Origin of the sequence: Shewanella sp. A32, from assembly GCF_029167175.1 — a bacterium.
Classification (GTDB): Bacteria; Pseudomonadota; Gammaproteobacteria; order Enterobacterales; family Shewanellaceae; genus Shewanella; species Shewanella yunxiaonensis.
This window is the reverse complement of sequence record NZ_JARFTS010000004.1, coordinates 34517-54677: the sequence shown is the minus strand read 5'-3', so window position 1 is coordinate 54677 and position 20161 is coordinate 34517. Positions and strand designations below refer to the sequence as shown.

Sequence of the window (20161 nt, the reverse complement as noted above, 5' to 3'; positions counted from 1 at the left end):
GTGTAGTAAACGTTCAAAAATTAGCCAAATCTAAATTTACTACTTAGGATACTTCGTTATCTTCAGTCGCCTGCTTGGCTTTTTGGCGAAGTTGTTGCAGCTCTTGCAGTAATTCTTTATGAATACCCGACAAACGCGGTCGTTGTTTATCATCAAATGCTAGCGGTCGACATAGTGCCATCGCCTGATATCCGAGTCTGGCAGTCAGTAACCCCGCGCCGAGCCCCTGCCCTAATCTGGCGGATAACTTGCCAGTCAATTCAACAGACAACAATTGATTGCCGATATCCATCGCAAGTTCCGTTGTACCGGCATAAAGGATATTGAGCACAATCCCGCGAAAGAGCCTGATACGGCTCCAGTAACCCAGTTTGATACCATAACTCTCGGCTATCTGACTGATCATCTTCTGGTTGCGCCACAACACTAAGGCCATGTCTAACACGGCAAACGGGCTAATCGCCAGCAGTAACGCCGACTCAGCAGCAAAATGACGCACAATTTTTTTCGCCGCTTGATCTCGTTGGCGCAGCACAATAGTGTCAAATAAACGCACCTGTTCCGCATCATTCTGTTCCGGTGATAATGCCGCTTCCAACGCGCGGATCTCTGCGACTGCAGAAGAAGGCATTGAGGCGGTAATTCCCCGAATAAACGGCAGGGCCTCGCCCATCTGCATACTGCCGAGTAAACGTGCCCCGATAACCCTGTCATCCTCCATCTGTTTCAATTTTTTCAGCTGTCGCCATTCAGCCAGGGTAATCCCACCGGTCCATAACAACACCACCCCGATAACCGTACTGTAGAAGCCAAATAGCCAAGGGCTTTGGGTCCAGGCGTCAGCTAGCCCCAATCCGGTTTGCACAACGACGGCTGCTAGCAGTCCCGATAGCGCGAGTTTTGCCAGCCGTGATAATTTCTTGGGTCTGAGCAAGGTTCCAATAGAAGCCTGCTTTTTGGCATGATGCGCAAGTATCTCATCCGCATCGGCGGTATCCTTTACCGGTAGCAGAACTGTCGCAGTAGGTTCAAACGTCACTTGGGTAGTCTGCTGATACTCACGAAATGGACGAAGATTATCCTGCTCGGTTGTTTGCTGTGTTAAAGGCTGTGCAGCGTTTTCGTTTGACTGCATTTTCTGTTTTGACGTCATTGCAGTTTGTCCCCTAACAAAAACTCAAGCAAATGATCGAGACGCACGTGTTCAAAGTCCTCGGCACTATCCACTTTAGGTGGCGCAAAATCACAGAAGTGAAACCCTTGTTGCTGCCAGAATGTTTCATCCGGCAAATGCCTTGGGACCTGACCAGGATAGAGCGTTACATATTGGCGATCGCTGAGTCGGGTACCGGTAACCACCTCTTGCTCACCATATTCGTTATCACTCACCATTCCTGGACGAGTGGCGCGAATAGCACTCACCGCCATGGTTTCAACACTACAGCCAGCACTGTCGGCAAAGTTTCGCCCTGGAGCCAGCATGGCATTTAACAGTGCTAACACATTACCTTGTTGATCACGAGTGATCTGATCCACTTTACTCGCGGCAAATAGCAGTTTGTCTATCTTGGGCGCAAACAGACGTCGTAACAAACTGCTGTTGCCAAACCGAAAACTCTGGGTAATGGCGTTAAGTGCCCGGGTCATATCTTCAAATTGTGCTTTACCGCGATTAAGCGCTGTAAAACAATCCACCAGTACCAACTGTCGGTCAAAGCCAGCGAAATAGTCGTAATAAAAGGGTTTGACGACTTTAGCAACGTACTCGCGGTAGCGGTGTTCTAGTACCCGATAAATTGAGCCAGATACCCATTTTTCTGCCATGAGTTGTTGGGGTAATAATGGGAAAAAGCTCAGGATAGGGGCGCCGGCCAAATCGCCGGGTAACAGCAATCTGCCCGGTTGTGCCAGATAAAATCCTTGCTGCTGCACCATGTCCAACAACAGTTGTTGGTAACTCGCCGCTACCATTGCAAGCTGTTCATCGCTGGCTTCAGCGTCAGGCAATAAGGCACTCACCTTTGCCTCAAAAGCCTCGAAATAGGGAGATAACCTGAAATTATCAATGGAGGCCCACACGCTATCACACCATTGCTGATAACTCAGACCCAACATAGGTAAATCCAATAACCATTCACCCGGATAATCGACAATATCCAATAACAGGGTGGCACTAGTATCATTGAGAAACTTAGCTAACAGTCCTTGCGCCGGCCGAAACTTGATTGCTAACCGTAGTTCGCTGATATTGGTGGTGGACGGCGGCCACTGCGGTGTTTCCGCCAGTAATTGATTGAGCGCTGTTTCATAGCCAAAACTGGCTAATTGTAAATCCGGTTGTAGTACGCGTTTAGTCGCCAGCAATCGCTGATCTCGACACACGGAAAAAAGCGGCAGTTGTTTACTGTTATTGGGAGACACAAGTAATAGCTTATTGATGATTGCCGTAATAAACGCCGTTTTTCCTGCGCCGGCGAGTCCTGTGACTGCCAGTCGCAGATGCTGGTTTGCAGTGCGATAACTCAGCTCTAATGCTTTATTTTTCAGTTGCTGCCAGTGGCGATTCATAAGGCTCCCAAAAACAGAAAGGGCGGCCAGGCCGCCCTCTACGAGGATTACAGGTTGTTAATTTGACGTTTCAGTTCAAACTGTTCTGAGGTGACGTAAGTTTCCAGATCTCGCAATTTGGTTTCTAGCCCAGCAAAACGTTGATTCAGATCTCTAAGTGCCTGAGTTGCGGGTTCGCCAGCTTGCCAGACTTTCTTCTTGATACCGTGCTCGCGGTAGTCCGATTCAAATTCTTGCGGCTTCTCATCCAGGATCATCCACAGTGCAACATAGGCAACGACCATGACCGCTGAACCACCCAACAAGAAGATAGACACCACCGCCACTCTGACCAACCAGGTTTCAAGATTGAAGTAATCTGCAATCCCTGCGCATACTCCCGCAATCTTGCCATCACGCTTGTTGCGATAAAGCGTCTTCTTGCCGTTGTTTTTATCTGTCATGGCGTTGTCTCCATTCTGGTGACTCGGCATCCAAAATAGACTCTAACGTGGTAATACGTTGGCTCATCTTGTCAGCCTTGTCGATCAACTCATTGAGTTGTTTAAATTCTTCATCAGTCAGTCCCTTACCCACCTGCCGCTTGCTGCGATAATGAAGAATCAACCAGATGGGCGCCACAAAGATCATGAACAAAATCAGTGGTGCCATCAACAGATCCATATCCATAATTCACCTCAGCTTTAATCGTTATTCTTCAGACTTGGCAGCTTTGCCTTTAATTTTGGCTTTCAGTGCTGCCAGCTCTTCGCTGACTTCATCATCCGCTTTCAGTGCAGCAAACTCTTCATCCAAACTGTTTTTCTTCTTACCGCCCAGCTCATAAGCTTCGACTTCCGCTTCCAAGCCTTCAATGCGACGCTCATACTGTTCAAATTTCAGCATAGCATTGTCGATTTTGCTGGAATCCAGCTGCTTTTTAACTTCAAGACGAGAAGAGGCAGACTGCTTGCGGATGATAATGGTTTTCTGGCGAGCCTTAGCATCAGCCAGTTTCTCCTGCAATTGCGACACTTCTTCTTTCAAGCGCGCAATATGCTCTTCAATGACATCCCGCTCGGCTTCAAGATGCTGCACAGCAGTAACAACCTTCTGCTTTTCAACCAGAGCAGCTTTAGCCAGATCTTCACGCTCTTTGGTTAATGCCAGTTCAGCTTTTTCCTGCCAGTCATTAACCTGTGTTTGCATTTTAGCAATGCGACGTAACAGCTCTTTTTTCTCAGCCAATACTTTAGCTGAAGTGGAACGTACTTCCACGAGCGTGTCTTCCATCTCCTGAATAATCAGGCGTACCATTTTTTCTGGATCTTCCGCCTTATCCAACAGTGCGCTGATATTGGAGTTTATGATATCGGCGAAACGCGTAAAAATTCCCATAATCCTGTCCTCAAAAATTATTGTGGGTTGCGGACGTTCTAATACAGATACCGTGCCAATTTTTATAAATAGTTTTATTTCAATATGTTATCTGAAAATAAAGTTTTTCTTTATTTATTTTTACTACCCACATATCATGAATTTCACCACTTATTAGTGTTAAAGACCAACGAATATCGTGAATAGATCCTATCAGCAAGATAATCTCATCGGCCAGTCCAACGCTTTTCTGGAAGTGCTGGAACATGTGTCGCAACTGGCGCCGTTATCTAAACCCGTGCTGATTATTGGTGAACGCGGTACCGGCAAAGAGTTGGTCGCCGAGCGTTTGCATTATCTGTCTCAACGCTGGGATCAGAACTTTATCAAACTTAACTGCTCTTCGCTTAGCGAAAATCTACTTGAAAGTGAACTATTTGGTCATGAAGCGGGCGCATTTACCGGTGCCCGTGCTCGCCATGAAGGCCGTTTTGAACGAGCCGATAGTGGTACCTTGTTTCTCGATGAACTTGCCAACACCTCCGGCTTAATCCAAGAAAAACTATTACGCGTGATCGAATATGGTGAATATGAACGCGTGGGTGGCAGTAAGACACTGACTGCCGATGTTCGGCTGATTTGCGCGGCCAATGAAGATTTGCCCTCTCTGGCGGAGGCGGGGGAATTTCGCGCCGATCTTTTGGACAGACTGGCGTTTGATGTGATCACCCTGCCACCGCTACGTTACCGTCAGGACGATATATTACCGCTAGCCGAACATTTTGCGTTGGGGATGGCCAAGCAGTTAAAACTGAAACTGTTTCCTGGCTTCACCAATAGTGCCATACACACTTTGATGAATTACGATTGGCCAGGCAACATCCGTGAACTAAAAAATACTATTGAGCGTAGTGTTTACCGTCACGGCAATGAAGATAAGCCGATTCGGGAAATTGTGTTAGATCCCTTTGAGTCGCCATTCAGACCTAAACAGCGAATAAAAACACTCTCCAGACAAAACGTCACACCATCAGATGTTGCAGTGCATACAGTGCCAGAGCCACCGCAACATCAAAGCGCTGAGATACCTACGGAGCTAGCAGTCCATCAGTTTGAATTTCCGGTGGACTTTAAACAGAGCTGCGAAGCCTTTGAAGTCGAGTTAATTCAGAAAGCGTTAGTCGCCAGTCAGTTTAATCAGAAGAAAACGGCTGAACTGCTGCAACTCAGTTATCACCAGTTGCGCGGTATTCTTAAAAAATACAATTTGCTGGACAAAAATTGAGAGAATTGCTCAAGACAACCTGACACTGTTAGAATGGCCGGTCTAGGTCCAGATAACTAACAACGTGCAATGAAACTGCTGATGCTCAACACCAGACCGACGAATAACTCTGATTGCAGAGATTCACTGGTTAAGAAGCTAACTCTGAGGATGTTCATGCTCGATAAAGCAGCACTACGACAGCTACTGTGCGCAATGTTAGGACTCACCTTGTTTGGTTGTGGCCCACAGCCGGTCCCCTCTGGCTTAGTGTATTGCTCCGAAGGTAACCCTGAATCTTTTAATCCGCAAACCGTAACTTCAGGCACCACTATTGATGCGACCTCTCATCAAATTTATGACCGCTTAATTGATGATAATCCTTATACTGGCGAGTTTATTCCGGCCTTAGCCACTGCCTGGAACATCAGTAAAGATGGCCTGACGTACGACTTTGAACTGCGCCACGGCGTTAATTTCCAGGATCGTCCTTATTTTCATCCGACCCGAAAATTCGATGCCGATGATGTAATTTTTTCTTTTGAACGCATCATCGATAGTAATAATCCATTCCATGCAATATCACGAACTGGCTACCCATTTTTTGAAAGTGTTGGCTTCGAAAAACTGATCAAGCGAATCGTCAAATTGAGTGATGACAAAGTACGATTTGAACTCAATTATCCCGACGCCTCCTTTATGGCGAATATGGCGACAGATTTTGCGGTGATTCTGTCAAAGGAATATGCTGATCAGCTGCAAAAATCAGGAAAGATGCCTGATATTGATAGTAAGGCGGTGGGTACCGGTCCTTTTATGCTGGTTGATTACGTGAAGAATGATTATATCCGTTATCGTCGTAATCCAGGTTATTGGGGAACCATCCCAGCATCAGACCAACTGGTTTTTGATATAACGCCCAGGAGCACCATCCGACTGGCAAAACTCATTATCGGGGATTGTAATATTTCAGCGTTACCTAAGGCTGGGGAGTTACCCGCAGTCGCCACCCACGATAATTTAACCGTTGAAAGCCAGCCAGGAATGAACGTAGCCTACTGGGCTTTTAACACTCGCAAAAAACCGTTAGATAATATTAAAGTACGACAAGCCCTCGCTTATGCCATTGATAAGCAAAACTTATTACGTGCAGTATACCAAGATACCGCAATTGAAGCCTCTGGCATCCTTCCACCTTCATCATGGGCGTATACCGGCACTTCAGCAGAGTATCATTACAATCCCCAAAAGGCGCGACAATTACTGAAAGAGGCTGGGGTGCATAATCTCAGCATTGATATCTGGGCCATGCCGGTGGCGCGCATTTACAATCCCAACTCACAAAAAACCGCGGAGTTGATCCAGGCGGATCTTGCTGCGATTGGTGTGCGCGCTAATATTGTTAGCTATGACTGGAGTGTATTCACCCGTCGATTATCTAACAGTAACTATGATTCGGTACTGATTGGCTGGAGTGCGGATAACAGCGATCCTGATAACTTTTATACTCCCCTGCTGAGTTGCAGCTCGGTACAATCTAAAAGTAATCGCTCCAAATGGTGTAACAGCCAATATGACCAGCTAATTTCACGCGCCAAAACTATCACTGACAAAGGTGAGCGAACTGAATTGTATCGCCAAGCTGAAGAGTTAATTGATGCTGAAGTACCGATAGTGCCGCTTGCGTACGCCAAACGAATGTTATTGAAAGAAAATGATGCACCACCAATTATGCTCATGCCTTTCGGAGGTATTAATTTCAATAACGTCAGTGAGCGAGGGAAACAGTAATGGCCAACTATCTGATAAGACGCCTCAATCTGTTTATTGCAACCTCTTTATTGCTGATAGGCATATTGTTTTATGCCACGCATCTATTTCCGGTCGATATTGGCTATGCCTTAAGTGGCATTCAGTATCCAACAGATGTGCAAGAGGTGCAGATCAAGCGGGATTACGACCTTGATAAAGGCAGCGTCCGTCAATTTATCGCGTATGCAGGAGAACGCTTAAGTGGGAATTTTGGCGTGTCGGCCACCTCAAAACGCCCCGTTTCAGAAGAGTTATTGGAAGTGCTACCCGCATCGTTTGAACTTGCCGTGGTCGCCGGCATTATTGCGTTAGTATTTGGGGTGCCGCTCGGGGTAATTGCCGCGTTAAGCCACCATCCATTTCTGAAGAAATTTATTATGGCCGGCACACTGACCGGTTATTCCATTCCGGTGTTCTGGTTAGGGCTGACCTTGTCATTTTGGTTTGGCGTTAAGTTAGGTTGGCTGCCTATTTCAGGCCAAATTAACTTGTTGTACGAAATTCGCCCCGTTACCGGGTTTATGTTATTCGACACACTGTTATCAGATTCACCATATCGTATAGCGGCTTTTCGCGATGCATTACTGCATATCATTTTACCGGCAGTGACCCTGGCGGTTCTCCCCTTCACGGTCGTGGTACGTATCACCCGCGCCGCCATGACCAATGTGATGAATCAAACCTATATTCGTGCTGCAGAAGCCCGTGGACTATCATCGGTAAAAATTGTGTTACATCATGCGCTTCCGAATGCCTTAATCCCGCTGTTGAAACACATTGGCCTGATGCTGGGCCCCTTTGCCAGTTATGCGATAGTTGTTGAAGTGATCTTTTCATGGCCGGGGGTGGGCTCATGGCTGGTCTCTGGCATATATCAACGTGATTATACCGTGATCCAGAGCGGTATTATGGCCGTGGCCTTGATCATTGTGTTTTTGAGCATTTTGATTGAGGTACTGTACACCATAGCGAATCCGTTAAGTCGCAAGGAATTTTATGGCTCAAACTAAAACCTATTTAGATGACGCCATCCCCTCTCCAGCGTTAAAGGTTTGGCGTATCTTTGCTGCAAAGCCTCAAGCCATAACCGGGCTTTGGGGAGTGGGCGCATTATTATTGCTTGCGCTATTTGGCCACTACCTCGCACCTTTTGCGGCTGAATTTCAGGACCCCGATGCTTTGTTGCTGCCGCCATCATGGAATAGTAATGGTACTGTCGAACATTTCTTGGGAACCGATGATCTAGGTCGGGATATATTCAGCCGCTTGCTGTACGGCGTACGCCTGACGTTTGGCATGGCATTAGCCATTGTCAGTTCCGCGTTGTTGGCAGGCATCATCATCGGCTCTATTTCCGGGATGATGAGCGGTCTAAAATCCAGTATTCTCGGGCATTTACTGGATGCACTGTTATCGATCCCGTCCCTGTTAATGGCGATTCTGGTCGTCGCGGTTACTGGCCCTGGGCTTGGAAATGTGTTCTGGGCAGTTGGCATATCGCTGACACCACAGTTTGTACGTGCGATCCACCAGACTGTGCATGAAGAATTACAAAAAGAATATGTGACGGCAGCAAGGCTGGATGGTGCCAATTCACTGCAAATTTTCTGGTATGTCATCATGCCCAATGTGTGGGAAACCATCATTATTCAAACCACATTGGCGATTTCTGCGGCGATACTGGATATCGCCGCACTGGGATTTCTGAATCTCGGGGCTCAGGCACCACAACCTGAATGGGGCGCGATGGTGATGCAGGGATTGGACAGCTTCCTGACCGCGCCCTGGACAGTGACAATTCCTGGATTTGCTATTTTGCTGAGCGTGTTGTCTGTCAATCTCGTGGGTGATGGCCTACGCTCTGCAATGACGCCGATGAGAAACTGATTATGCCGTTACTCGATATCCGCAATCTCACAATTCAGATCGACACGCCTAGCGGTCCGGTCAAGGCGCTAGAAAAAGTCAGCTTGACCATCAATGCTGGTGAAGTGCATGGTCTCATCGGCGAATCGGGCTCTGGTCGCAGTATGTTAGCCCGCGCCATTTTGGGCCTTAATGAGCCCAACTGGACGATTACTGCAGATCGTATGATGTGGGACGGTCAAAACCTGATGGATATGACTCGTCAGCAACGTCGTAACTTGATGGGTGAAGATATTTCGATGATCTTTCAGGATCCCTCCGGCAGTTTTGACCCAGCATTCAGTGTTGGTAAGCAACTGTTGGAAGCTATTCCGCTCAACAAAAACCTGTTGTTTTGGAAGCGGCCCAAGGAGCGACAATACTTAGCGCAGAAATGGCTCCACAAGGTGGGAATCAAACATCCTCGTAAGGTGTTATCCAGCTATTCCTGGGAGCTGTCAGAAGGCGAATGCCAGAAAGTGATGATCGCGATGGCTTTGGCCAAGCAACCACGGTTGTTGATAGCTGATGAACCGACGGCCTCCATGGAACCAAGTACACAGGCACAAATTTATCGGTTGTTGACTCAGTTGAATCAGCTGCAGAATGTTACTATTCTGCTCATTAGTCATGAACTGGATACCCTGTCCAACTGGTGTAATCGCATGACAGTGTTATATTGCGGTCAGGTAATGGAATCTGGCCCAACTGCAGACTTGCTGGAACAGCCCAATCATCCCTATACCAAAGCACTGCTGGATAACATGCCGGATTACACGAATCCGAAAATCCATAAAATCATGATGCCAACACTGCCAGGCTCAGTTCCGGCGTTGCAGCATCTGCCTATCGGATGTCGTCTGGGTCCTCGTTGCCCGGAAGCAAGACGCAAATGTGTTACCCAGCCACTGCTGTCGCATTACAAAGATCGCTACTTTGCCTGCCATTTCCCATACCAGAGTGAGCCTATAGAAGATGACCCCCTTGCTTAAAGTCAAAGACCTCAGCAAAACCTACTTTTTGGGTTATCGTGGGTTTAAACGACAATATGCAGAAATTCTCAAGCCGGTGTCGTTTGAACTTGAAGAAGGTGAAACACTGGCCATTGTCGGCGAGGCTGGCTCAGGCAAGAGTACACTTGCGCGAATTTTGGTGGGGGCAGAATACCGCAGTGGCGGTGAAATTTTCTATCAGGGACAGGAATGGGATAAAAAGAATATCAAGCAACGATGCCGTCTAATCCGCATGATATTTCAGGATCCCAATACCTCGATGAACCCCAGACTCACCATTAATGAATTACTGACGGAGCCGCTGCGGTTTAATACGGATTTATCGAAACAGGAACGCCACGAATTAGTGGTTGAGACGCTGCGTAAAGTCGGCCTTTTACCCGAACATGGCGAGTTTTATCCGAATATGATTTCTGAAGGGCAGAAACAGCGCGTTGCAGTTGCGCGAGCGTTAATGCTGAGTCCTAAGATCATCATCGCTGATGAAGCGCTCAGTGCCCTGGATCTGTCAGTACGTGCGCAAATTCTCAACCTGCTGTTAAAATTACAGCGGGAAATGGGGTTGTCCTATATTTTCGTTAGCCACAATCTGAACGTGGTGCGACATATCAGCGATAAAGTTCTCGTGTTACATAAAGGTATGATTGTGGAATCTGGCGCGACGGAAGACGTGTTCAGTAATCCGCAACATGAATATACCCAACGATTATTGCAGGAGCAGGCACAATTAAACCGTCGTAGAGGCTGATTTAACTGCTCCAACCACTGTCCGCTGGGCGTCATTTAGGTAAAAATTAGTACCAATTGCAGCGGAAATACTTATCCTAGTGTCAATTTTGCTGGAAGAAGTTAACAAGATGATTATTAAACCCAAAATTCGTGGTTTCATTTGTACCACCACTCATCCACTTGGCTGTGAAGCCAACGTTCTGGAACAGATTAACTACACCAAAGCCAAGGGACAGATCACTAATGGCCCGAAACGAGTTCTGGTAGTAGGCGCTTCCAGTGGCTACGGCCTTTCATCCAGAATTGCTGCGGCATTTGGTTCCGGTGCGGCTACTATTGGCGTGTTCTTCGAAAAGCCAGGCACTGAAAGCAAACCTGGCACTGCGGGCTGGTACAACTCTGCGGCCTTTGACAAATTTGCCAAAGCTGAAGGACTTTACGCCAAAAGTATCAACGGCGATGCGTTCAGCCATGAAGCTAAAGCAAAAGTCATTGAGCTGATCAAACAAGATCTGGGTCAGATTGACCTGGTAGTGTACTCTCTGGCCTCGCCGGTAAGAAAGCTGCCTGACAGCGGTGACTTGGTACGTTCTTCACTCAAACCTATCGGCACTCCCTATACCTCTACTGCTGTCGATACCAATAAAGACACCATTATCGAAGCAACCGTCGAGCCTGCCACTGAGCAGGAAATCCAGGATACTGTAACTGTGATGGGCGGTCAGGATTGGGAACTGTGGCTACATGCTCTTGAACAAGCCGGTGTTTTAGCTGATGGCTGCAAAACCGTTGCATACAGCTACATTGGTACCGAGCTCACTTGGCCTATCTACTGGCATGGTGCGCTGGGTAAAGCCAAAATGGATTTGGACCGAGCCGCGCACGCATTAAACAGCGAACTGGCCGCCAAAAATGGCAGTGCCAATGTCGCCGTGCTGAAAAGTGTGGTAACACAAGCGAGTTCTGCAATTCCAGTCATGCCATTGTATATCGCAATGGTATTCAAAAAAATGCGAGAAGAAGGTCTGCACGAAGGCTGTATGGAACAAATATACCGCCTGTTCAGTGAACGTCTGTACCGTACCGATGGTCAGAAGCCTGCTACTGATGACGACAACCGTTTACGTCTTGATGACTGGGAGTTGCGGGAAGATATTCAGCAACACTGCCGCGACTTATGGCCGAAAATCACCACCGAGAATATCAGCGAACTCACTGATTATCAGGAATATAAAGCTGAATTTATCAAATTGTTCGGCTTTGGTATTGATGGCATTGATTACGAGCAGGATGTCAATCCGTTAGTAGAATTTGATGTCATCGAACTCTAGGTCACTAACGCCACCGCCAGGTGGCGTTTTTTATTCTCATTTGAGTTCTCTCTCCTATACTGAAATAGTTCGTATGTCACTAAAAGGAAGTCTAGATGAAAGTTAGCGCACGTAACTGTTTAAGTGGTATCGTTAAATCCATTGAAGTGGGTGCCGTCAATAACGAAGTGGTTATAGAACTGGCACCTGGCGTTGAAATCACTTCAGTCGTGACCAAAGCATCTGCCGAGCGGCTGGGCTTAAAGGTGGGCGGTAGTGCATATGCCCTGATTAAGGCGACAAGTGTGATGGTAGGTGTAGACGATTAAACAAGGCGGTGGCGCGTGGCGCCACCAGATTTTCTGATGACACAAACCCCGACTTGGGCCGACGTTCTGGGCCCAGAAAAAACGAAAGATTACTTTGTCAGTACGCTTAAATTTATTGATGCTGAACGCGCTCACCACAAACGCATTTATCCTCCCAAAGAAGATACATTCAATGCATTACGCTACACGTCATTGGCGGATGTCAAAGTGGTTATTCTGGGACAAGATCCTTACCATGGACCTGGACAAGCTCATGGTCTGTGTTTTTCAGTGAAAGCAGGTATCACACCGCCACCTTCGCTGCAAAACATGTTTCAGGAGCTTTGCCACACCGTACCTGGCTTCAGTTATCCTCAGAGCGGTGATCTTACGCCGTGGGCCCGACAAGGCGTTTTACTGCTCAATACGGTGCTGAGTGTCGAAGAGGGAAAAGCACACTCACATGCGCATTTGGGATGGGAACAGTTTACCGATAGGATTGTTGAAGCAGTCGACCGCTACCAGCACGGTGTCGCATTTTTGTTATGGGGACGCCATGCCGGTGACAAGGCACAACGCGTTAACCCTCGTAAGCATTTGGTTCTTAAAGCAGCACACCCATCGCCTTTATCTGCCAGCAGAGGCTTTTTCGGCTGTAACCATTTTAATCTGGCAAACCAGTATTTGCAGTCTCAGGGAAAAGTCCCCATCAGCTGGCAACTTTAAGCACTATTTTGACCATAAAAAGCCGGCGAATGCCGGCTTTTTATGGTTTCACGATTTTAGTTAGTGTGATAGGTAATTTCAGCCTTAGCCTTCAACATATCAATCACAGCACTGTAATCTGCCTCGCTGTATTGACTGTTCAAACGCTGTTTGACCGCTGCGAGCTGATCCGCAGGCGCTGTCTCAATATTGTTGATCTTGTCCAACACGACTACTGCATAACCTTTCGCTAAAGCGACACTGTCGATACTCAAACCATCTTTGGCTTTAGCCATCTCAAATGCTTTTGCGACAATCGCTGGATCAATCCCCTGAGCAGTGCGAGTTACTGCACTATGAGCCTCAAGAGCAATACTGGAATCACCCTGTTTCAGTTTGGCGACCAACTCTTCAGCTTTTGCTTTAGCCAGATCATTAGCTTTCTGTTGTTTCAAACGGCCTTCAATATCCGCTTTCACTTCTTCATAAGCCATCAAACCTGCTGCTTCATGCTTCTTAAGCCGCACCACCATCACATCATTGTCACCGACTTCCAGCATGTTACTGTTCATTCCGGAAAGCACGTCACTGGAGAACGCGGCCTTGAGAATTGCAGGCTGTTGAAATGGTTCTGGCGCAGATTCACGGCTAAACAGTTCAGTTGATTGTACAGTAGCACCAATAACTTTGGCCGCATCTGCCAGCGTGTCGGGGACTTCATAACTGGTATCGGACAACTTTTGCTGTAAGCCATAGAACTCGTTAACAGCTTTATCCATCTTCAACTTGTCAACAATTTTGGATTTTACTTCAGCAAAACTCGCCACTGCGCTCGGCTGAATATCCAACACTTTGATGATGTGGTAACCGTAAGCAGTATGAACAACATCTGAATATGCCCCCTTGTTGAGCGAGAACAGGGTCTTATCAAATTCAGGAGCCATCACCCCAGCTTCAAACCAGCCTAATTCGCCACCTTTTTCGGCGCTCAAGGTATCCTGAGAATCCTGCTTGGCCAATTTAGCAAAATCGGCACCATTCACTAATTGCTTATGAATGTCCTCAGCTTTGGTCTTAGCAGCAGCGTCGTTACCGGTGATCAGAATATGTGCCGCCAAACGTTTCTCAACGGTCTTATATTCGTCTTTATGCTGGTCGTAGTAAGCTTGTGCGTCGGCATCACTGACTTGTTGTTTGTCAGCTAAGGATTTAGCACTCAACTCCACATATTCCAGACTCACCATTTCTGGACGCTGGAACTGATCAGGATTGGCATCATAGAACTTTTTCAGTTCATCATCGGTTACTTTCACTTGGCTCAGGAAAGGATCTGAATCGACTTTCAGCAGCTGAATGTCTCGGGTTTGCGCCTGCAGTTTTGCCAACTCGCTGGCTTCACCCTTCAACACGAATTCACTACCAATCAGCGCATTAATAAGTTGACTACGGGTCATATCCGCCCGCATGGTTTCGCGGAAACTGGTAGGTTTAAAGCCCAATTGCTGCAACAAGGCTAAGTAACGATCATTGTTAAATTGACCATCTACCTGGAAAGCCGGTTCATTGCGAATTGAGGCAATAATCTGTTCGTCGGAAACCCGAAGCCCCAAGTTCTTGGCGGCTTGATCCAGTAAACGCTGCGCAATCAAACGCTGCAACACATTCTGCTTAACATTAGCCAGATAAGCATCATTGCCGGACAACGTATCGAACATATCACCTAACTGCTGTTTCAGACGGTTTTTTTCATTCTGAAATGCCTGTTCCAGTTCGGTTTGAGAAATATCTTCACCGTTTACCGTTGCCACAGCTGATTGTGAAGTACGCCCCAAGTAGCTGCTGACGCCGGCAAATGCAAAGGACAGGATCACCAACACCAAAATGACTTTGGCAATGACACTTTGTGCTCCGTCGCGGATTTTATCTAACATCAGTGGTCTCGCTTATGCGATAAATTCTAAAAAAAAGACGCATCACTGAAGGGATGCGCCTATCTGTAATGATTATTGGAGTGTTTCAAAAGACGCTGTATCACCTTCACCACACTCCGGACGCGACATTATCGCCATCCTTTCAGTCCGTAAAAAGCACCGTATGCCGCAGTGCTATTACAGAAGCCTTACAAGGCCGCTATGGAAATTAATTAACTGCGTCTTTCAGTGCTTTACCTGCTTTGAATGCAGGAATTTTAGCGGCTGCAATTTTGATCTCATCCCCAGTCTGTGGGTTGCGACCAGTACGCTCAGCACGCTCACGTACTTCAAAAGTACCGAAACCAACTAGAGAAATCTTGTCGCCATCTTTCAGACCATCGGTCACAGCAGCGATAAAAGAATCCAGTGCGCGGCCTGCAGCGGCTTTGGAAATGTCAGCACCAGAAGCGATTTTCTCGATTAGTTCAGATTTGTTCATGTCATCCCCTTGAATGTAATTGTATGCACCGCAACCAAGTCCTTCTCTAGAGCGGTCTGCGGAGGCTTTTATAACAAGCTTGATTTGAAAGTTCAAGCCCCGTAGGAAAACCAAAATTATGAAATCGGATACAGCTCAAAGCCAGTCACTCCAAGGGCTTGGAGCAACTGGCTCTCCACGAACCTAGGCTACCACAGCTCTAGGCTTTGTTAACCACCTTTTTTCATTTTTTTTCAAATGGCTGGGCAATTTTTTGCGTCAGTCCAAATTTTTTACAACTTCAAACCCTGCAACGGGTCTTTCAAGTGCTAATTTCAATACTTCATCAATCCAACGCACGGGTTTGATTTCCAAATCAGCGACTACATTGGCCGGAATTTCTTCCAAATCGCGTTCGTTTTCTTTCGGGATCAACACTAACTTGATACCACCACGATGCGCAGCCAATAATTTTTCTTTAAGACCACCAATCGGTAATACTTCGCCACGTAAGGTGATTTCACCGGTCATCGCGACATCGGCACGCACAGGATTACCTGTCAGGCTGGATACCAAGGCAGTACACATCGCGGCACCGGCTGACGGACCATCTTTAGGTGTCGCACCTTCAGGCACATGCACGTGAATATCGCGCTTTTCATAGAAATCCGGATTAATACCTAACTGCTCAGAACGTGCTCTGACTACCGTTAACGCCGCCTGAATGGACTCTTGCATTACATCACCCAACGAGCCGGTATAGGTCAGTTTGCCTTTGCCTGGAACTGAGGTGGCTTCAATGGTCAGCAAGTCACCGCCGACTTCAGTCCATGCCAAGCCCGTGACCTGTCCCACCTGATTATGAGATTCCGCCTTGCCGTAATCGAACCGTTGTACCCCTAAGAAGGACTTGAGGTTATCCTGATCTACAGTCACATGTTGGATGTTCTTGTCGAGCAAAATCTGTTTCACGACTTTACGGCAGATCTTAGAAAGCTCACGTTCTAGCGCACGCACCCCCGCTTCACGAGTGTAATAACGGATAATGCCGACAATGGCACTGTCGTCAACGTTAATCTCATTCGGCTTCAGACCATTACGTTCAATCTGTTTCGGCAACAGATGCTGTTTGGCGATGTTAAGTTTCTCATCTTCAGTGTATCCAGACAGACGAATAACTTCCATACGGTCAAGCAATGGCCCTGGAATATTCATAGAATTAGACGTTGCCACGAACATGACATCGGACAAGTCATAATCCACTTCCAGGTAATGGTCATTGAAAGTGGAGTTCTGTTCTGGGTCCAGTACTTCCAGCAAGGCTGAGGCCGGATCACCGCGCATATCGGAACTCATCTTGTCGATTTCATCGAGCAGGAACAGAGGGTTCTTTACACCAACTTTAGACATCTTCTGAATGATTTTGCCTGGCATAGAACCAATGTAGGTACGACGATGCCCACGGATTTCTGCTTCGTCCCGCACCCCACCTAATGCCACGCGCACATATTTACGGCCCGTTGCTTTGGCAATCGATTGTCCCAGCGAAGTCTTCCCTACCCCTGGCGGTCCAACCAAACACAGGATAGGCCCTTTAAGCTGTTTCACACGGCTCTGTACCGCCAGATACTCTAGAATACGTTCTTTGACCTTTTCCAACCCATAATGGTCGGTATCCAAAACCACTTCGGCTTTGGAGAGGTCACGTTTGATCTTGGACCGCTGTTTCCAGGGCACCGAGGTCATCCAGTCCACGTAACTGCGCACTACCGTAGCTTCAGCTGACATCGGCGACATCATCCGCAGCTTATTCAATTCAGCAGTAGCCTTCTCTTTGGCTTCTTCAGGCATGCCTGCTTCTTCAATCTTACGACTGAGGGTCTCAAATTCGTCATGACCTTCGTCCAGATCGCCGAGTTCTTTCTGAATAGCTTTCATCTGCTCATTCAGATAGTACTCACGCTGGCTTTTTTCCATCTGCTTTTTAACACGCGAACGGATCCGCTTTTCCACCTGAAGCAGGTCGATTTCCGACTCCATGGTAGCCATCAGATATTCCAGCCGCTCGCCAACATTTACCATTTCCAGGACAGCTTGTTTATCCTGTAATTTCAAAGGCATATGCGCTGCCATAGTATCGGCCAGCCGGTCGGCTTCTTCGATACCACTGAGCGAAGTCAGAACTTCTGGCGGGATCTTTTTATTCAGCTTGATATAGCCTTCAAACTGACCAATAGCACTGCGCACCAGGACTTCTTCTTCACGGTCCTCTAGCGGCTGAGACTCCAGATAATGCGCGGTGGCAATAAAGAATTCTTCTTCTTGCACATACTGCTCAATCTTGGCGCGACGACCACCTTCTACCAATACCTTGACAGTACCATCTGGCAGTTTGAGCAACTGCAGAATGGAGGCAACCGTACCCACATCGAAAATATCGTCAGCAGTAGGTTCATCGAGATCGGCGTCACGCTGGGCAACCAGGATAATCTGTTTATCCTGTGCCATTGCCGACTCCAGACAACGGATGGACTTCTCTCGTCCCACGAATAACGGAATTACCATATGGGGATATACCACCACATCTCTTAGTGGCAGCACGGGTAATTCGATTCGCGCTTCACGCTCTATGGTCATAGTTCGATTCCGTTTCAGTTAAATGTATTACTGTGAGTATATTGGGGCTGCTTTATTGCTTTCAATGGCAAATATAAAAAAAGGAGTCACTCGGACTCCTTTATTTTTATGAAGATAAACACGTGCTTATTTAGTGTTCACCAGAGGCGGCTTGAGATTCACTGTTCTCATAAATCAAAATTGGCGCAGATTCGCCTTTGACCACAGATTCGTCCACTACCACTTTCACCACATTTTTCAGCGATGGCAGATCGTACATGGTGTTAAGCAGTATTGCTTCAACAATAGAGCGCAAGCCGCGGGCACCGGTTTTTCTGGTCATCGCTTTCTGAGCGATGGCTTTCAGTGCATCTTCACGGAATTCTAGCTCCACATTTTCCATCTCAAACAAGGCTGAAAACTGCTTGGTGATAGCATTTTTCGGTTCAGACAGAATTTGTACCAGTGCCGCCTCATCCAACTCGGATAAAGTAGCCACAACTGGCAAACGGCCAATAAACTCAGGAATAAGACCGTATTTAACTAAGTCTCCTGGCTCGACATCTAACAAGGTATCACTGATATTTTTCTTATCTGCCTGGCCTTTTACCTGAGCGCCGAAACCAATACCACTACCGATATGAGAACGCTGCTCAATCACTTTTTCCAACCCAGCAAACGCACCACCACAGATAAACAGGATCCGCGAGGTATCGACCTGCAAAAACTCCTGCTGAGGATGCTTGCGTCCGCCTTGTGGCGGTACCGCAGCGACGGTTCCCTCGATGAGTTTCAGCAACGCCTGCTGCACGCCCTCACCAGACACGTCACGGGTAATAGAGGGGTTATCAGACTTGCGGCTAATCTTGTCGATTTCATCAATATAAACAATACCGCGCTGTGCCTTTTCCACATCATAATCGCACTTCTGCAGCAGTTTCTGGATGATATTTTCAACGTCTTCACCGACATAGCCTGCTTCAGTCAATGTCGTGGCGTCAGCCATGGTAAATGGCACATCTAGGAAACGGGCTAACGTTTCTGCCAGTAAGGTTTTACCACTACCGGTAGGCCCGATAAGTAGAATATTACTCTTACCCAATTCGACGCCATCTTTAGGTACTGAATGCTTTAGACGCTTATAGTGGTTGTATACCGCTACCGAGAGCACCTTTTTAGCCTGTTCCTGGCCAATAACATAATCATCCAAGTGTGCCCGCAACTCATGCGGCGTCGGTAACTTGTCATGATCTCTCTTCGGCGAGATATCCTTTATCTCTTCACGGATGATGTCGTTGCATAACTCAACACATTCATCACACACATATACGGAAGGACCGGCAATAAGCTTACGTACTTCATGCTGACTCTTACCGCAAAAAGAGCAGTACAGCAGTTTACCGTTATCACCGTTGCCTTTATTGTCACCCATCACTTTTCCTCATATGCAGTGTCCACCTGTCACACTGCTTTTAGCTACTCTTTGAGCATAGCCCAGCGTGCAGCAAAATTCAGCCTAAAGCTATCAGTCTCGCTTACTTATCACGGAGTCAACCAAGCCATATTCCATCGCTTGAGTCGCACTCATAAAATTATCGCGGTCAGTGTCACGCTCAATCACTTCTAATGGTTGGCCAGTGTGCTCTGACAGGATCTGGTTCAGTTTGTTCTTGATACCCAAAATTTCCTGCGCATGGATAGCAATATCGGATGCCTGCCCCTGGAAACCACCCAGCGGTTGATGGATCATCACCCGCGAATTAGGCAAACAATGGCGTTTATCTTTTGCCCCGCCTGCCAGTAAAAATGCCCCCATACTGGCCGCTTGACCGATACAAACCGTACTGACGTCGGGTTTAATGAACTGCATGGTGTCATAAATTGCCATGCCAGCAGTCACTGAACCGCCAGGAGAATTGATATAAAGAGAGATATCTTTGTCCGGATTTTCAGACTCCAGAAACAGCAACTGCGCGACGATCAGATTAGCCATATGTTCTTCAACCTGACCAACCAGAAAAATCACCCTCTCTTTCAACAAACGAGAGTAAATGTCATAAGAGCGTTCACCTTTGGAGGTTTGTTCCACAACCATAGGAATTAACGCGTTCATAATGGATTCCGGTGCTGTCTGCATTCCTGATATTCCCTGTAAAAAAATGGCCCGCATGAGGGACCTCATAC

General features: G+C 47.2%; 19 protein-coding genes. 9 read left to right on the top strand and 10 right to left on the bottom strand.

Translation table 11 applies throughout. The annotated features are described in order from the left end of the window. Positions 1 to 43 precede the first annotated feature (43 nt). Genes PY479_RS04645 through pspA form a run of 5 tightly spaced genes read right to left on the bottom strand, consistent with a single transcriptional unit; the run spans position 44 to position 3945 of the window. Positions 44 to 1153, bottom strand: coding sequence for a TIGR01620 family protein (locus tag PY479_RS04645; protein WP_275483035.1), 1110 nt, complete (start codon positions 1151 to 1153; stop codon positions 44 to 46). Next, positions 1150 to 2568: a YcjX family protein gene (locus tag PY479_RS04640; RefSeq protein ID WP_275483033.1), complete on the bottom strand. Its 1419-nt coding sequence runs from the start codon at positions 2566 to 2568 to the stop codon at positions 1150 to 1152. The genes PY479_RS04645 and PY479_RS04640 overlap by 4 nt, the downstream gene beginning before the upstream one ends. A gap of 47 nt (positions 2569 to 2615) precedes the next feature. Further along, positions 2616 to 3011, bottom strand: coding sequence for an envelope stress response membrane protein PspC (pspC, locus tag PY479_RS04635; RefSeq protein ID WP_212593740.1), 396 nt, complete (start codon positions 3009 to 3011; stop codon positions 2616 to 2618). Further along, the gene (gene pspB / locus PY479_RS04630) at positions 3001 to 3237 is read right to left on the bottom strand and encodes an envelope stress response membrane protein PspB (RefSeq protein WP_212593741.1); all 237 of its coding nucleotides are present in this window, start codon (positions 3235 to 3237) and stop codon (positions 3001 to 3003) included. The genes pspC and pspB overlap by 11 nt, the downstream gene beginning before the upstream one ends. Before the next feature lie 21 nt (positions 3238 to 3258). Further along, positions 3259 to 3945, bottom strand: coding sequence for a phage shock protein PspA (gene pspA / locus PY479_RS04625; RefSeq protein ID WP_275483032.1), 687 nt, complete (start codon positions 3943 to 3945; stop codon positions 3259 to 3261). A gap of 178 nt (positions 3946 to 4123) precedes the next feature. Here pspA and pspF point away from each other — a divergent pair, with 178 nt between their 5' ends. The 9 genes from pspF (at position 4124) to ung (ending at position 12991) form a co-directional block, all read left to right on the top strand. Further along, positions 4124 to 5209 (top strand): phage shock protein operon transcriptional activator, encoded by a 1086-nt coding sequence (pspF, locus tag PY479_RS04620; RefSeq protein WP_212593743.1) that lies wholly within the window; start codon positions 4124 to 4126, stop codon positions 5207 to 5209. 195 nt (positions 5210 to 5404) lie between these two features. Then, positions 5405 to 6979: an ABC transporter substrate-binding protein gene (locus PY479_RS04615; protein ID WP_228730482.1), complete on the top strand. Its 1575-nt coding sequence runs from the start codon at positions 5405 to 5407 to the stop codon at positions 6977 to 6979. Continuing rightward, on the top strand, positions 6979 to 8010 hold the full coding sequence (locus tag PY479_RS04610) for an ABC transporter permease (RefSeq protein ID WP_212593745.1): 1032 nt from the start codon (positions 6979 to 6981) through the stop codon (positions 8008 to 8010). Before PY479_RS04615 ends, PY479_RS04610 begins: the two co-directional genes overlap by 1 nt. Further along, positions 7997 to 8887, top strand: coding sequence for an ABC transporter permease subunit (locus PY479_RS04605; protein WP_212593746.1), 891 nt, complete (start codon positions 7997 to 7999; stop codon positions 8885 to 8887). Before PY479_RS04610 ends, PY479_RS04605 begins: the two co-directional genes overlap by 14 nt. A 2-nt stretch (positions 8888 to 8889) precedes the next feature. Beyond that, positions 8890 to 9897 (top strand): oligopeptide/dipeptide ABC transporter ATP-binding protein, encoded by a 1008-nt coding sequence (locus PY479_RS04600; protein WP_212593747.1) that lies wholly within the window; start codon positions 8890 to 8892, stop codon positions 9895 to 9897. Further along, the gene (locus tag PY479_RS04595; protein ID WP_212593748.1) at positions 9881 to 10666 is read left to right on the top strand and encodes an ATP-binding cassette domain-containing protein; all 786 of its coding nucleotides are present in this window, start codon (positions 9881 to 9883) and stop codon (positions 10664 to 10666) included. Before PY479_RS04600 ends, PY479_RS04595 begins: the two co-directional genes overlap by 17 nt. Positions 10667 to 10775: 109 nt before the next feature. Beyond that, positions 10776 to 11978 (top strand): enoyl-ACP reductase FabV, encoded by a 1203-nt coding sequence (fabV, locus tag PY479_RS04590; protein WP_212593749.1) that lies wholly within the window; start codon positions 10776 to 10778, stop codon positions 11976 to 11978. Positions 11979 to 12073: 95 nt separating this feature from the next. Then, positions 12074 to 12286: a molybdopterin-binding protein gene (locus tag PY479_RS04585; RefSeq protein WP_212593750.1), complete on the top strand. Its 213-nt coding sequence runs from the start codon at positions 12074 to 12076 to the stop codon at positions 12284 to 12286. Positions 12287 to 12322: 36 nt separating this feature from the next. Then, a complete protein-coding gene (gene ung, locus PY479_RS04580) occupies positions 12323 to 12991 on the top strand; it encodes a uracil-DNA glycosylase (protein WP_275483031.1) in 669 nt (222 codons plus the stop codon). Between the two features lie 56 nt (positions 12992 to 13047). On the opposite strand, the gene PY479_RS04575 is transcribed toward ung, so the two are convergent. The 5 genes from PY479_RS04575 to clpP form a co-directional block, all read right to left on the bottom strand. Further along, a complete protein-coding gene (locus PY479_RS04575) occupies positions 13048 to 14901 on the bottom strand; it encodes a SurA N-terminal domain-containing protein (protein WP_275483030.1) in 1854 nt (617 codons plus the stop codon). Positions 14902 to 15109: 208 nt separating this feature from the next. Further along, a complete protein-coding gene (gene hupB, locus PY479_RS04570; protein WP_275483029.1) occupies positions 15110 to 15382 on the bottom strand; it encodes a nucleoid-associated protein HU-beta in 273 nt (90 codons plus the stop codon). A gap of 258 nt (positions 15383 to 15640) precedes the next feature. After that, entirely contained in the window at positions 15641 to 17998 is a 2358-nt protein-coding gene (lon, locus tag PY479_RS04565) for an endopeptidase La (protein ID WP_212593753.1), read from the bottom strand. 130 nt (positions 17999 to 18128) lie between these two features. Next, the gene (gene clpX, locus PY479_RS04560; protein WP_212593754.1) at positions 18129 to 19409 is read right to left on the bottom strand and encodes an ATP-dependent protease ATP-binding subunit ClpX; all 1281 of its coding nucleotides are present in this window, start codon (positions 19407 to 19409) and stop codon (positions 18129 to 18131) included. Between the two features lie 93 nt (positions 19410 to 19502). Beyond that, positions 19503 to 20114, bottom strand: coding sequence for an ATP-dependent Clp endopeptidase proteolytic subunit ClpP (clpP, locus tag PY479_RS04555; protein WP_212593755.1), 612 nt, complete (start codon positions 20112 to 20114; stop codon positions 19503 to 19505). Between the last annotated feature and the right edge of the window lie 47 nt (positions 20115 to 20161).